This is a genomic window from Aureimonas sp. D3, from assembly GCF_001463805.1.
Taxonomy (GTDB): Bacteria; Pseudomonadota; Alphaproteobacteria; order Rhizobiales; family Rhizobiaceae; genus Aureimonas; species Aureimonas ureilytica_A.
On the sequence record NZ_BBWM01000063.1, the window covers coordinates 103,590 to 118,136 of the forward strand.

The following is a 14,547-nucleotide window of genomic DNA, read 5'->3' on the forward strand; positions in this document are numbered from 1 at the left end:
GGCTCGGGGACCAACGTCCCGAGTGACACCACGATAAACCCGGCGGATCGGCTCAGATTTGGAAGCCAGAATGGTGTGGATCAGAGCAGGTGGAGAAACGAAGAAGCCGGCGGAGTACCCGCCGGCTTCTTCGTCAGGCGTCAGAATGCGCCTTGCGCGTTTCATCGATCCATTCTTGATCGATATATCCTCGCCGCCCGATCTCTTTGAGGAACGCTACGTAGTAGGCGAGCTGCTTCGTATATTCCGGTGTCTCCTCATCGATGCTGTTGATCGACAAGCCTGAGTCGATCAAATCGATCGCAGCTTGAAGATGTGACATCTCCTGATGAACTTGTTGGATGCGTGAAGCGGGAATGGCGTACACATACGAATAAAATGGAACAATACCGATAAAATTCTCAAAATACGATCGAGGGCTTTCGGTCTCAAGGTGATTTTTTGGGACTATCGCTTTCTCGATGACAAGGTATGTCTTCTTGACCATCGTCCAGATCTCGTCTCGCATTCGCTGCATTTCCTGCGGTGAAGCATGGACTACTTCTTCTTGAGTGGTATGATCTGGCGAATGATTGTTTTCGTTTAAACTCCGCTTTTTGCGGAGGAAATTCGCTATATGCTTAAACATTTTAATCTCCTTTGATGATCGCTGACGCGCCAGCGGTTCCATGCTCGTCAGGGCAATCGTCACCGTGAGCAGGGCAGGTGTTTCGATTGACACGACACGCTGAGTATGGCAGCGTTTATCGGGTTCAGATTTGGAAGCCAGAACGCCCCTGAGAGACGTTCCAAAATCAGGTTCTGCGAGGCCGTCAGAGCACCCGCGCGAAACGGCGGTGGGAGGCAGCAGTGGCTCCAACATTGGGCTAAGACCGGCAGTGAGAGGCGGCAGCGCGTGCCGCCGGCTTTCGGATTATCATGCGATCGAGTTGCGCTTTGGGCGGTCGAAGCGACGTCCGCTCAATCGCGCTCACTATCGAACTCGTTGATAGCGAAGGCGAGGAGCACCATCGCGCGAACCCGGATCAGCGCCTCGTCGGCATTGTCCTCCGAGAGCATCTCGATCAATGCCTAGCTGTTCAGTCCCGGCATTTGGTGGATCGGATTGACGATGAATCGGTCTGGCGCTGAGGTCCAGATCCTGGCGATGTACTCGTAGGGCGTGAGACCGCCGAGCGTCTTGAACCGGCGGCTGAAGTTGTAGGCCGCCATGAAGTCGGCGAGGTGCGTTCGAAGCTGATCGTGGCTCTCGTAATGGAAGCGCTTGACGGTCGTGTCCTTGATCGTTCGGTTCATCCGCTCGACCTGACCGTTCGTCCAAGAGTGGTTCGGCTTGGTGAGGCGGTGCTTGATGCCGTTTGCCTCGCAGATCATGTCGAAGCGCATCTGCCGGGACCAGGCGGTGTTGCGGTTGCGTGGCTGCTCGGCGAACTGGATCCCGTTGTCGGTCAGGATCGTGTGGATCCGATAGGGCACAGCTTGCAGCAGGTGCTCTAGGAACTCCCAAGCCGTCCGCCTGTCCGCCTTATCGACGAGTTGCGTGACCGCGAATCTGCTCGTTCGATCAATGGCGACGGACAGGTAGAGCTTGCCTTCGCCCGTCTGCACCTCAGCAATATCGATGTGAAAGAAGCCTACGGGATAGCGCTTGAACCGCTGACGCTTCGGCTTGCCGCCTCCCACATCGGGCAATCTGGTATGCCATGCCGCTGGAGGCACCGGTGCAGCGCTGACCGGGTCAGATGCGGGATCGTTGGCTGCAATGCGTAGAGGCAGTCAGCCAACGGCAGCAGCGTGTGCCGGCGAAACGCTACGACCATCGCCTCCTCGGCCTCACTCATGGTTGTTGATCGCGGCTCCTTCGGTCCGGTCTTCTCATGTCCTCCAAAGTCTGACGCTTGCGCCACTTGGCCATCGTCTTCGGATTGATGTCGAGCTCCCGGCTCAGCGTCGCGAGCGAAGCTTGCGATCGCTGTATTGCTGCTCGGATGGCGTGCGTGGTCGTGGCGCTGCCGTGACGAACTTGTCCCATAGGGAATCCTTCCATTCCATGGAGAGGATCACACCATCAAACCCTGGGATCAAACACCTAGTGCAAAAATATAGACGCTGTATTGATTATTGATTTGTTATAAATGTGGTAACATCAGTTAAAATCTTTAGCATTTTTTCTGAATTAGATCGAATATTTTGATAAAATATTACTTAATTGCAATGCTAATTGTGTCTCTTTTGCCGGCATTCTGCAATGGTCGTGTCTCCCACCAAGATGGCGATCCTTGTCAGCAGGTCGGGATCTGCTACCGACAGGACGACTTCCAGCCCAAGCTCTAATCCTCAAATTTGGAAGCCAGTTCGAACAGCGCTTCGTCGCATGAACCCAACGCAGAGCCCATTTGCGCGTCGAGTTTCAACTCAACCGCTAAGCGATGGCGACACCCGATTGAAAGCTCAGAAGGTACGCCAAGTCCGTGGCCTTTGAATACGGATTAGGTGAGCCGCCGGTACCGTTATGTTCGCCTTCGATCGCGCAGGCGCTTTAAGCGTGCCGCAGGTCACCTTTGCTTCATCCCGTGGACCGAAGGGCGGTCCTTCAGTCCTTCATGCGAAGCAGCGAGAAGATCTTGTCTCGCAACGAAGGCGCATAACACCGCTACCCGATTTGGCTTTCAAATTTGGCCCAGTCGCTCGTGACTAATGAAGAGCCTCCTTTTGTTTGGAGGCATCCATGGTCGCAACCGTCGCAGCGGGTACATCGGCACGGTACTATCTCGCTCAGGTCGAGTATTATCTCGGTGGACGCGAGCCAAACGGCCGATGGATCGCAGGTGGCTCGAAGCTCGGCATCACTGCGTCCGCAGTCTTCGAGCGTGCCGATTTTGAGCGCCTCCATGCTGCACTGGACTCGTCCGGACGGCCGCTGATCAGCAATGACGGCGGCCGCGTCGAAGCCGTGGGCGGCTACGACGTCACCTTCTCGGCCCCGAAGTCTCTTTCGGTACTCTGGGGCACGGCGGATCAGACGCTTCGCTCTGAGCTGGAGACGGCGCAAGCGGCAGCGGTCGCGGCCGCGGTCGAGTTCCTCGATCATGAGGCAACCTTCTGCCGACGTGGGCACGGAGGTGCAATCCTTGAGAAGGTCAAGCTGACGGCTGCAGCCTTCCAGCATGGTGAAGCGAGGCCCGCACCGCATGCGGACGGAATAGTCTTCGCCGACCCAGCCCTCCATACGCATACAATATTACTCAATATTGCTAAGCGTGCGGATGGAACTGTCGGCCGTTTAGATGGTCGAATTTTATTTAAAATGAAAATGTGCTGCGGGGCGATCTACCACCAGGCTCTCGCAGCTGGACTTTTGCGACTTGGATTCGGCATTGATGTCGCCGGCTCGAACGGCATCTTCGAGGTCGCTGGCGTTGACCCCGATCTCTGTCGATACTTCTCCGCACGCCGCGAGGAGATCCAGGACGAACTCGCTGCTTTAGGTCTGGCAACGGCTGACGCTCCGGCCCTGGCGGCCGCAAAGGCACGGGCGACGCGCCGCTCGAAGGCAATCGATGGCGAAGGCGATCGACACGTCCTTTGGCGCCAGCGCACAAGGGCGCTCGGTCTAGAGCCGGAACAGCTTGTCGAACAGGCGCGCGCCATCGGCCGGGATCGATCGCTTCGGCTTCCGGATGGACTGCCGGATGCGCCCCAGCCTGCACGAGCCGTGCTGGCCGAGCTTACCGAACGGGACAGCCTGTTCGAGCATCGCCATCTCGTTGCAGCACTCGCGTCTCATCGTGTTGGGGTGTCCGAGATCGTGTCGATCGAGGACGAACTCGCGGAGCTTCGTGCCGAGGGCGCCTTGATGGAGCTCGGACGCGATCGTTGGGACCATCCGATCTACTCGACACCGGAGGTCGTGCAGCTCGAGCAGGACCTCTACCTGCGAGCGGTGCGTCTGGCGCGGGTGGAGGTGATGGCGCCATCGGCCAAGTGTGTCGAGCACCTGCTGGTTGATGCCGGGCTTAATCCCGAGCAGGAAGCGGCTGCCCGACTGGCCTGCGGTCCCGCGGCGATCGTCACCATTGAGGGCGCGCCCGGCGTCGGCAAGACGACCTTGCTGCGGCCGGTGGCTGAAGCATGGGACGAGGCGGGCTGGCGCGTCATTGGCGCGTCCACGGCCTGGAAGGTCGCGCACCAGCTCAAGAATGAGCTCGGCATCGAGGCGCGTGCCATCGACAGCTGGCTCGCTGGTGCCGAGCACGGTCGGCCGTTCCTGACGAACAAGACGCTTCTCGTCATCGACGAGTCGGGCCTCATCACCAGCCGGCAGATGGAACGCATCCTCGGAGAGGTCGAACGCGCCCGCGAGGCGGGGCTCGCGGTTGCGGTCCGCATGGTTGGCGATCGCCGCCAGTTGCAACCGATCGGTGGACCGGGCCTGCGCATCGTGGCGGAGGCGATCGGCACGCAGCGCGTCGATACGATCGTGCGCCAGCGCGAGGTCTGGGCTCGGGATGTCGTCGCTGCCTTTGGCGAGGGGCGAGCGTCCGATGCGCTGAACAGCCTGAAGGAGCATGGCTGCCTCCACGAGGCAGATAGTCCGACCAGGGCTGTCGACGCGTTGGTCGATCGTTGGGATCGCTGGCGTCAGGAGCATGCGGGCGACACCAGCCTGCTGATCGCCAAGACCAACGCCCAGGTTGCGGCGCTGAACCAGGCTGTCCGGCAGCGCCTGCGCGTCGTTGGTGAGCTGGCAGCTACCGATGTGGCGTCGCTCAATGCGGTCACACCATCTGGGCAGCCCGTCACGTTGGATCTCACTGAAGGTGATCGCGTCCGCTTTCTTGTGCGCAATGATGCGCTCGGCATCGTCAACGGTACGGAGGGTCGTCTCGAACGTATCGATGCGATGCAAGATGGCGCTATTCGGCTGCAAGCCCGAATTGGCGACCGTATCGTTGCGTTCACTCCGGGTGACCTCGCCGACGAGGCAGGACACGCACAGATCGCCCATGCCTATGCCACCACCTGCTACGGCTCACAGGGACTGACCACCGAGGCAGCTTTCGTTCTCGCTGATCCTTTCATGGATCGGCACGACATTCATGTGGCGGCCAGCCGAGCGCGCGGAATAACGCACCTCTTCGTCGATCAGCGAGGGCTGGATGCTCGCGTCAGGGCGGCGCGCCTTCTGGGTGATCGCGACCGGGAGGTCGAGGCCAAGGAACGAGGCGATGTCCTCAGCGCGGCACTGGGTCGGTCCGGCGTCAAGCAGACGACGCTCGACTACCTGACGCCAGCGCAACGTCAGGCGCTTCTCGACCGCTCGCATGAGATGGAACGGGGAGGGCTAGAAAGGGCTGAGGACCGAACGCGAGATCGTGTGATCGAGCACGCTTCACCGCTGGTCCGGTCGCGCGAACGCAGTCGCTCGAAGGGTCTGTCCCTTGAGTAGGCGGCGTCATCCTCCCGACGGCACTGTGCCTAGTGTGGCTCACGTCCCGCTGCGTGCCGCAGAAGTGCGCCGTGAGCGAGGTGCTGCGCTCGCCCGAACGAAGCGGGAGGCGGATCGTCCAGCGGTCATTGACAACTGGCCAGCAACGGTGCCGGTGACACATCGAGAGATCGACGTCATTGAGACGTATCTCGGGGCGATGCTCGATGTGCTTCTGAAGGAGCTCGACCCGCGAGGTTGACGGGATGCGGAAGACTGGGACGGGCGCTGTTGTAGTTGATAGCGCTTTACCATCTCCGCAAGTTGCCGTCGCTGCCGGGCCGCCGAGTCTGCAGCGAGTCCTGCTGAATGCTAGATTCTCTACGCTGGCAGGACGTTGAGAAGAAGGTTGCTAGATATGGGTGTGGCTTCGCGCATGACGATCGATGACGCCGAGCGGCTCGGCTCCGTGCGGGCCTGTGCCTATCTTCGTGTATCGACGGGTCGGCAGGCGGAAAGCGATCTGTCGATCCCGGACCAGCGAAAGCAGGTGGCTGCCTTCTGCAAGACCAAGGGGTGGCCGCTGCTGGCTGAGTATGTCGAGCCGGGCGCTTCGGCGACCGACGATGCTCGTCCGGAATTCCAGCGCATGATCGAGCGCGCGGCCGACGGCGATCGGCCGTTCGACGTCATCGTCGTGCACAGCTACTCCCGCTTCTTTCGCGACTCCTTCAGCCTTGAGATGTACATCCGTCGCTTGGCCAAGGCCGGAGTGCGCCTCGTGTCGATCACCCAGGAACTCGGTGATGATCCGGCGCAGGTGATGATGCGCCAGGTCATCGCTCTTTTCGACGAGTATCAGTCCAAGGAGAACGCCAAGCACGTCCTGCGAGCAATGAAGGAGAACGCGCGGCAGGGCTTCTACAACGGTTCGCCCGTGCCCCTCGGCTACCGGACGGAGGAGATAGAGAAGCGCGGAGCTCGCATCAAGAAGCAGCTGGCGATCGACCCCGTCGAGGCGGAGACCGTCCGCATGATCTTCCGCCTCTACCAGCATGGGGATGCAGCGTCCGGTCCGATTGGTATCAAAGAGATCACCAAGCGTCTCAACGCTGCCGGGCATCGCACCAAGCGTGGCGCCCGCTTTGGCGTCGGCACGCTGCACGGCATCCTGACGAACCCGGTCTATGTTGGCGAATGGACCTTCAACAAGCGCGAGTCGAAGACGCTCCGTCAGAAGCCGGCGGCTGAGCACATCACGATTGCTGTTCCGCCGATCATCGAGCGTGCGGCCTTCGACGCTGTGCAGTCGACCTTGAAAGCGCGCAACCCACGTGTCGAGGCGCCGCGCGTTGTCACCGGGCCGATCCTGCTGACGGGGCTAGCGGTGTGCGCCTCCTGCGAAGGCGGCATGACGCTTCGCACCGGCACGTCGCGCAGCGGCAAGGTCCACCGCTACTACACCTGCTCAGCCTGCGCTCGGTCGGGCAAGGTCGCCTGCAAGGGCCGCTCGATCCGGATGGATACGCTTGACGACCTCGTCGTTGAGCATCTGTCCGAGCGTCTGTTCACAACCGAGCGACTGACAGAGCTCCTTGCCTCCATCGCCGGCAGCCGCGCTGAGAAGGCGGCGGAAGTCGACGGGCGAATCATCGCGCTTCAACGCGAAGCGACCGATGCCGAGGACAAGCTAAAGCGGCTCTACCGGATGGTCGAGGACGGCATTGCCGAGATGGATGACATCCTCAAGGAGCGGCTGACCAGCCTTCGACTCGACCGCGAGCGTGCCCAGGCGGCGCTTGACCGTATGCGTGCTCAGATGGTGCCGACCCATGCCATCCCATCGGGGATCATTGAGCAGTTTGGTCGGGCAATGCGGGAGAATATCCAAACTGGCGACGTGCCGTTCCGCAAGGCGTATCTGCGCTCCGTCATCGACCGCGTTGAAGTCGATGACGCGACCGTCCGCATCGTGGGCGACACCGCCACGCTCGAACAGGCGATTGCCGGGCATGCGAGCAGAACAACCGATGCACCTGGGCGCACGTTCGGTGTTCGCAGATCTGTACGGAAGTGGCGCGCCCGAAAGGATTCGAACCTCTGACCCCCAGATTCGTAGTCTGGTGCTCTATCCAGCTGAGCTACGGGCGCCGATGAAGCGGGGAGGCGTTGGCCTCTGCCGTTCGTGAGCGCTTGATACATTCGACGCTGATCGAATGCAAGAAGGAAAAGGCGATTCGGACAAGAGAGCGAGTGCCGCGCCCGTCTTCAATGGAAGTCATCAGACGAACCACGCGGGTGGAGACATACTGGCTTTGAGGCTCCCTGTCTCATGCCGCCTGACCGACCGATGCCGAAGGGGCGAAACGCCGTCGCAAAACCTGCTGCGTCTCCTTGCAAGCACACGGGAACAGGAAGGCAAAGGCGAAGGGTGAGATGTATGGACTACGCCCGACTGGGCACGTCTTGCCACGACCCAATGTCGGTCGATCTGATGATGTTATGGAAATGGCGCGCCGCGCCGGGTGAAGACGAGAACTATGTCTACGCTATACCCCTACCTTGAGCAGGGTTGGAATGCCTCTCCGCCCGCCATTTCAGTCCCTGAAAGGGCGCTGAATTTACGCTGTTTTTCCGGTAAGCACCTATATCAATCGGAACTTCGATCCCAAGATCCTGACCTCGCCGTCCGCGACCTCGACACGCTGGGCCAGCGCGTGCAGAAGCCCGGTGTCGCCAGCACATGGGTGCGGTCGACCTTCATGCCCTGCGACTTGTGGATCGTCACCGGTTAGCCGTGGTCGATGCAGTCGTAATCCTTCAGGTCGAACAAAACATTGCGCCCGTCGTCGGTGCGCACTGTAATCAATTGGCTGCTGACCTCTTCGACGGTGTCGCGCAATGACCATGTTCAATCGCAAACCTGTGTAGGAAGGCAACCGGAGGCAACTAAGCCCCGACCGCGATCAGGCTCCACACATAGCGCAGGAACTCCTCGTCATCCGGCATCGTGCTTACGGTGACCGACAGCGCATCGGCCATTTCGAGTTCGCTGTGAAGGCGATACTGGATCAGAGCCCCCGTCGTAATCATCGCTTGCCCGGCTGAAATATCCGCACGGACGAAACCGGCCTTCTGCGCCTGCGCGAAGAGCGGCACGATCTGACGGTTGAGACGCTCGACACGCGCGCGCCGCTCGGCTTCGGGCGCGCCGAGAACCCGCCAGAGCTGCAAGCGCAGGGCCAATGGGTGGCTGCGCCAGTAGGCCATATAGGCGGACAGCAGGGCCGGAATGGTGCTCACATCAACGGCCCCGGCGTCGATTGTCGGGGTCAGATAGTCGAGAAAATCCTCCGAGACCCTCTCGCCGACGAGATTCCAGAGCCGTTCCTTGTCCCCGAAATGATGGGTGATGAGCCCCTGCGATACGCCTGCGCGCTGGGAAATGTCCCGAACGGTCGCGCCATGGAAGCCGTGTTCGGCAAAGGCCGATAGCGCGGCTTCGAGCAGCTTGTCACGAGCATCGAGGGTCGAAAACACAGGCTTGAGTTCGGGCATTTCCTCTCCAGACGGTCGGGCGCGTGACGAGCATCTTAGAATGGTTTGAACAAACAGGCAATTTACTAAACGTTTGTATAGTGAGATTGATCCGCAGTGATCACGACAGCGTCTTTCGCGTGGAAAGGTTGGACATGCCCGCCGCTTGCGAACCAAAGATGAATCGAAGCCCGATCCCTGCGCCAAGAGGTCAGTGCCTGGTCTTACAGAACCTTGCTGCCTGCCCTGACACTGTGAACCGTGGCCGCGAAAATCGTCGACCGGCCTTGGCGCTGGTTAGCTTGCTATCCCTGTCGACGACGTTGATCCCAGCCCCCGTCCGAGCTGAAGACGCGGCGAAGCCGATAGCTCCGGCAACCGTTCCCGAACCGGTCACGGTCACGGCCGACGAGCGCCCCAGAAAGACGACCAGAGCGCGGGTTCGGGCGGAAGACGGAAAGAACACAACCACACCGGTAACGGTTCTCGACACGATCATCGTGACCGCCCGCAAGCGCGCTGAGAACCCGCAGGATGTGCCGATCGGCATGACAGTGCTGTCCGGAGAAAAGGCCGATGCGACACCTTCGGCATCGAATGCCGGGCTGGCGCGCTCCGTTCCCAACCTGTCCTTCGTCGATGGCGGTGGCCTGTTCGGCAACAGCGCCAATATCCGGGGTATTGGTTCGATGTCGCCTCTGTCGTCGGACGACACTTCGGTCGTCTTCTACGCGGATGAGATGCCGCTTTCAGTCTACAGTATTGCACCGAACCTGTTCGATACGGAACGGGTCGAAGTCTTGCGCGGACCGCAAGGCACGCTGTTCGGCCGCAACACGCAGGGCGGCGCGGTCAGCATCGTCTCCAGGCGCCCGACCTTCGACCGGTCCTTCTCGCTGACCGGCGAAATCGGTTCAAACGGCTATGGGCTCGGAGAGTTCATCGCCAACGGTCCCCTCATTTCCGAAACGTTGGCCGGCAGGTTGGCCGTGCGCTGGAACCGCTTCGGCGGCGATATTCCCAATATCGCGGCGGGCGGTAAGGATGGTGGCCTCGACATCGGGGCGGCCCGCGGCAGTCTCCTGTTCACGCCGTCCGATCGCACCGAGGCGCTGCTGACTTTTAACTACGGCAAGGAAACCACACATTCGCCGCGCTTCCTGCTGCGCGACACGCCCGATTTTCCTGCGAGCGCGACCGACCCGCGCACGCTCGTCGAGGGCGAGAACACAGGCGCCAATCTGAGGATCAAGCACGAATACGAGTCCTTCGTGCTGAACACGCAGACATCCTATCAGCACAGCAATTCACGAAACGATTTCGATCTGACCGACGCGCTCGTGTTCGGCAAGCTCTATCAAGCGTTTCCGAACGTCACGAGCTACCGCGTCCCCGGTGCCGACAATTCCCGGCTGACGCTTGGCGAGGACAGCTTCCTTCAGGAGTTCCGCGTTTCGTCCCTGCCCGAAAGTCCGATCGACTGGACGGCGGGCGTCAACTATTTCCGCTCCGCATCCACCGCCGGACGAAAATCTCGCGCCTCGACAGCGACCTTCTCGACCCTCAACGGCATTCAGGACAATGATCTCCTCGTCAACAGCTATGCCGGATTCGGCGAGTTCTCGGTGCCGCTGACCGATCGTCTCAAGGCAACATTCGGCCTGCGCGCCACCCATGAAGAGAAGGAGGCGCACTACCGCTTCGACGGCAACGGCTTCCCGCGCGTGGCGAGCGGCTTCTTGCAGGATGTTTCGCTCAGCGACGATTTCGTGACCGGGCGTGCTGCGCTCAGCTACGACTGGACGCCGGACGTCATGACCTATGCCTCGGTGGCGCGGGGCTATGTCAGCCCCGGATTTCCGGCCTATTCGGTCAACAGCTTTCTCGGCAAGTCCGAGATCCCGTTCCCGGCCTCAACGAGTTGGGCCTATGAAACCGGCTTCAAGTCGAAATTGCTCGACGACCGGCTTTCGCTCAGCGGCTCGGCCTTCTTCAACGACGTGAAAAACGGGCACCTGATCTTCTTCGATCCCGCGCAGGCGCTGTTCACGACAGTGGCACTGAACTATCAGAGCTATGGCGGCGAACTGGAGCTTGCCGCGCAGATCACCCCGGACTTCGATGTCTTCGGCGGCATCGGCTACACCCATGCCGCGCTGGTCGATGTTCCGTCGCACAGTTTCACCGGCGCGCGGTCCGGCAACGAAGTCCCCAATGTCCCTGCCGTCACCGCCAATATCGGCATGGATTATCGCTGGGCAGCCGAGCCCTTCGGTCTTCCGGGCGACTTCACGGGCCGTATCAGCTACCAATATGTCGATGCCCGTGCGGCGGACGTGAAAAATACCTTCGATCTGAAAACCTATGGCATCGTCAATGCGAAGCTGACGTGGCAGCACAGCGATGTCAGCGTCTATGCCTTCGCCAACAATCTGTTCGATGAGCGTTACGATGCATGGGGGCAGGCTTTCGGCACTGTGCCCACCGTCCGCGTCAGTCAGGGCCGGATCGTCGGTATCGGCACCTCGTTCCAGTTCTGAGGCGAAGTCCCGCCATGACTGAACATCCGTTTCGAAAGCCTACCGTGACTTCCGTCCCTGCCGACCGCTCCGTCTGGCCGCTGCTGGCATCGACGGCGATCCTCTATGCCGCCTTCGGTTTGATCTACGGGTTGATGCAGGGCGGCTTGCCGCCCTTGCTTCGGGCAAGGGGCGTCGATCTGGCGAGCATTGGGTGGAGCTTCATCGTGCTCGTGCCCTTCGGCCTGACCTTCCTGTGGGCCCCGTTGATCGACGCCGTTCGGCCGCTGCCATCCGCGCCACGGATCGGCTGGATCGTGCCGATGCAGGCGATCATCGTCGTCCTCCTACTGATCGTGGCGCGAGGCGAAACCTTCCCGCCCGCCCTGCTGCTTGGGCTTGGACTCGGCATCGCCTTCGCGGCGGCCACCATGGATGTCGCGCTCGATGCATTTTCGACCTCCTGCGTTCCGCCACCGCACCGCACGGCGGCGGGCGGTCTCAAGGTCGCGGCGCTGGCGCTGGGCTCTATCCTCGGTGGCGGCGTCTTCGTCGCCTGCGCCGGACGGCTCGGCTGGGCGGCGACGTTCGACATCTGCGCGGCGGTCTCGGTGTTCGCCACGATCCCGATCCTGCTCAACCGCTCATGGGATCGCAATGCCACCGGCACGGAGCGCGGTCGCCCCGATATTCTCGCCATTCTGCGCCGTCCCGAAACCCGGCACCGGATGGCGCTGCTGACCCTTACGACCTGCGCTATGGTGGCGCTCTCCTTCTTCAATCGGGTGATGCTGGTCGATCTCGGCGTTCCGGTCGAAACGATTGGGGGAATCGTCGGCACGGCCGCGCCTGGGCTCGGCCTTCTCGCCTCGCTCGCGGCTGTGCCGCTCGTCCGCCGCATCGGCGGTCGCGCTGGTGTCGCCATCTTCGCGAGCCTCTGCCTCGTTGCGACAATTGCGATGTTTCTCGGCGTTTGGCGGCGTGACAGCCTACCCGCCCTCATCGGGGCTACGGTGATGAATGCCGGTACCAGCGGCATCTTCGTGATTCTCAGCGCCAGCACGCTCGGCTGGGCGCAAGGCAGGCAGCCCGCCACGGACTACGCCGTGCTTTATGGCGCGAGTCGCCTTGTCGCCACGCTGTTGCTGATCGCGCTCGCTCAGGTCGTGGTCCATATCGGTTGGCCTGCCTTCTACATCGGTGCGGGTCTTGCCCTCGTGCTGGCGACCCTTCTGCTGCGCCGCGCCTTGCCCGATCTGCGCACGGCAGGTGATGGCATTCCGTCCCATCCCTCCGGGACTGCGCCACACGACATTCGAGGAGGTTGACATGATCCGCCATGATCTCACGCACTGGCCGCTGGTCCTTTCCAACATGAGCGGCTCAATGACGCTGGAAGAGCAGCTTGCATTCTTCGCAGCGTGGACCGGCTGGCTCGACCGGGGCGAGCGTTTCGCGACGCTGCGCGTCTTTGCCGATGTCGAAGCCCTGCGACGCCCGGAAGGCGGGGCAAAGGAAGCCAAGGCCTGGCTCCAGGCCAATGCCGAGCGCGTCAAGGCTCAGGTCATGAGCATGGCGACGGTGGTGCCGGTCGAAGCCTATAATGAAGTGAGCCGCATGAACGCGGAAAAGCTGTTCGGCGTGCCGGCGCAGACATTTGCTCGGAGCGATGAGGCAGTCGCATGGATCGTCAGGTTGCTTGCGGAGGCGAACATTGAACTTAAGCCTGACGCGGTGCATGAGCGACTCGGCGCCCTGACACGTTCCGTCTGATCAGAGTTGGCGGGGGCTTTGATGCGCCGCAGGCGAAAGGTCTCCATCGCGACGGGATTGGCCAACACTTGGGCTGATCTGGCGGGCGAGACATTTGTGACGCGTAACGGCAAGACCGCATCGCAAGCCTGCAAGCATATTGTTGAGCGTCTCGCGGGCGTCTGAGCAGAGGTCATTTAATAAGCTTGCAGCGGTACGTTCCAGATCAGATCGGGTGTTAGCAGTGATCCAGGCCAGCTTATCGACTGTATCGCGAAAACAGCAAGTCGCGCGCAGGCATTGGGCACGTGCAACGAAGCGATCGGTAGTTTCTAGGGACGGCTAAATATAACCATCCCCGCGCGAGTGTGGAGCGATGCAGGTAGCGGACCCGCACGATATAAACCGCGCCCCGTCGCCCTTGATGGGCGGGTCGTGGCCCACTCATCGCAGATGTGGGACAGGTTTGTGTAGCAGGGATTGCCTTTCCACCAAGAGGCGGAAGGCTATGCCGTTGAATTTTTGATCAAATCCCCAAATTTGGCGCGCCGCGCCGAATGAAGACGAGAACTATGTCTACGCTGTAGCCCTCTAAATTTTGGAACGAGGGAATGGCTCAGATGGGTGGATCTCTGCCTGTCCGCTTATGGGAAGCCAAACTATCGAAGCGGACGTTCCATCACGATGGTTCGCTCCTCTCCGTGGTAGCTGTCCCGCAGCGGGCTGAACCCAAGCTTTGCGTAGAATGACTGGGCCGTGACGGATGAAGGCACCGCTAAGACGGCTACCCCTCTCTCAACCGCCACTCTCTCAACCTCAGCCATGAGGGCTCTGCCAATTCCAAGGCCCTGGAGTTTGGGATCGACGAAGACCGTCCGCACCACCCTATCGTCGAGGCTTGCCGTGCCAACAATCGTGTCTTGATCGAGGGCAACGAACACGAGCCGACGCATCAAAAGGCCGGATACAGCCGTAGGCGAGAAGCTTTGCTCCACGCGTGCAATCACTGCTTCGGAATAGTCCTTGGCATTGGTGTCACGCAGCGCCGTGACGATGACCCGGCTGATGCCTTCGGCATCACTGGAGCATGCACGACGGATGACACAATCCATTCTGAGGCCGCCCAACGGGCTGAACCTTCTGATATGATAACACGACCGCTTTCAGGTGGTCCCAGCGGTTCGCCGGATGCCCGAGTTGGGTCGGAAGCGGATGGACCGCTTCCGAGCGTCCGCTTCCATGTCGTCGAACGGCTCGGTTGGATGGAAACCGGTCAGGCAGCTTTCGGCTGTCAGGGCTACTTAGCTGCCG

8 protein-coding genes, 1 tRNA gene and 2 pseudogenes are annotated in these 14,547 nt (G+C 60.9%); 5 read left to right on the plus strand and 6 right to left on the minus strand.

The window, feature by feature from the left end:
- Positions 1-133 precede the first annotated feature (133 nt).
- Positions 134-862 (minus strand): hypothetical protein, encoded by a 729-nt coding sequence (locus tag AUL36_RS23970; RefSeq protein ID WP_156418491.1) that lies wholly within the window; start codon positions 860-862, stop codon positions 134-136.
- A gap of 209 nt (positions 863-1,071) precedes the next feature.
- Positions 1,072-2,032, minus strand: a pseudogene (locus AUL36_RS19590) (IS481 family transposase).
- A 696-nt stretch (positions 2,033-2,728) separates the two neighbouring features.
- Here AUL36_RS19590 and mobF point away from each other — a divergent pair.
- Both mobF and AUL36_RS23430 read left to right on the plus strand, forming a co-directional pair.
- Entirely contained in the window at positions 2,729-5,449 is a 2,721-nt protein-coding gene (mobF, locus tag AUL36_RS19600) for a MobF family relaxase (RefSeq protein WP_082655950.1), read from the plus strand.
- 415 nt (positions 5,450-5,864) lie between these two features.
- A complete protein-coding gene (locus tag AUL36_RS23430; RefSeq protein ID WP_082655952.1) occupies positions 5,865-7,532 on the plus strand; it encodes a recombinase family protein in 1,668 nt (555 codons plus the stop codon).
- Here AUL36_RS23430 and AUL36_RS19620 read toward each other — a convergent pair.
- From AUL36_RS19620 to AUL36_RS19625, 3 genes and pseudogenes are all read right to left on the minus strand, one after another.
- Positions 7,503-7,579 (minus strand) — tRNA-Arg (locus AUL36_RS19620). The genes AUL36_RS23430 and AUL36_RS19620 overlap by 30 nt on opposite strands.
- Before the next feature lie 538 nt (positions 7,580-8,117).
- Positions 8,118-8,321 (minus strand): annotated as a pseudogene (locus tag AUL36_RS24710) (hypothetical protein); the annotation flags it as partial.
- Positions 8,322-8,377: 56 nt separating this feature from the next.
- Complete coding sequence (locus tag AUL36_RS19625) at positions 8,378-8,986, minus strand: TetR/AcrR family transcriptional regulator (protein ID WP_062223475.1); 609 nt, start codon at positions 8,984-8,986, stop codon at positions 8,378-8,380.
- A gap of 23 nt (positions 8,987-9,009) precedes the next feature.
- Between AUL36_RS19625 and AUL36_RS19630 the strand changes: the two genes are divergently transcribed.
- From AUL36_RS19630 to AUL36_RS19640, 3 genes are read left to right on the plus strand one after another with little or no spacing between them, the layout of a single operon-like run.
- Positions 9,010-11,505, plus strand: a complete 2,496-nt coding sequence (locus AUL36_RS19630; protein ID WP_202814769.1) for a TonB-dependent receptor — start codon at positions 9,010-9,012, stop codon at positions 11,503-11,505.
- Positions 11,506-11,549: 44 nt separating this feature from the next.
- The gene (locus AUL36_RS19635) at positions 11,550-12,812 is read left to right on the plus strand and encodes an MFS transporter (RefSeq protein WP_062223477.1); all 1,263 of its coding nucleotides are present in this window, start codon (positions 11,550-11,552) and stop codon (positions 12,810-12,812) included.
- A gap of 1 nt (position 12,813) precedes the next feature.
- Positions 12,814-13,257 carry a hypothetical protein gene (locus tag AUL36_RS19640; RefSeq protein WP_244497179.1) on the plus strand — a complete coding sequence of 148 codons (444 nt, stop codon included), beginning with the start codon at positions 12,814-12,816 and terminating at the stop codon, positions 13,255-13,257.
- Between the two features lie 638 nt (positions 13,258-13,895).
- Here the strand turns inward: AUL36_RS19640 and AUL36_RS19645 are convergent.
- Positions 13,896-14,363, minus strand: coding sequence for a GNAT family N-acetyltransferase (locus AUL36_RS19645; protein ID WP_306302842.1), 468 nt, complete (start codon positions 14,361-14,363; stop codon positions 13,896-13,898).
- Positions 14,364-14,547 lie beyond the last annotated feature (184 nt).

What these genes read in the sequence shown, in the direction of transcription:
- AUL36_RS19640 (WP_244497179.1), top strand. Translation starts at nt 12,814, where the DNA reads ATGATCCGCCATGATCTCACGCACTGGCCGCTGGTCCTTTCCAACATG.
- AUL36_RS23970 (WP_156418491.1), bottom strand. Translation starts at nt 862, where the DNA reads ATGTTGGAGCCACTGCTGCCTCCCACCGCCGTTTCGCGCGGGTGCTCT.
- mobF (WP_082655950.1), top strand. Translation starts at nt 2,729, where the DNA reads ATGGTCGCAACCGTCGCAGCGGGTACATCGGCACGGTACTATCTCGCT.
- AUL36_RS23430 (WP_082655952.1), top strand. Translation starts at nt 5,865, where the DNA reads ATGACGATCGATGACGCCGAGCGGCTCGGCTCCGTGCGGGCCTGTGCC.
- AUL36_RS19625 (WP_062223475.1), bottom strand. Translation starts at nt 8,986, where the DNA reads ATGCCCGAACTCAAGCCTGTGTTTTCGACCCTCGATGCTCGTGACAAG.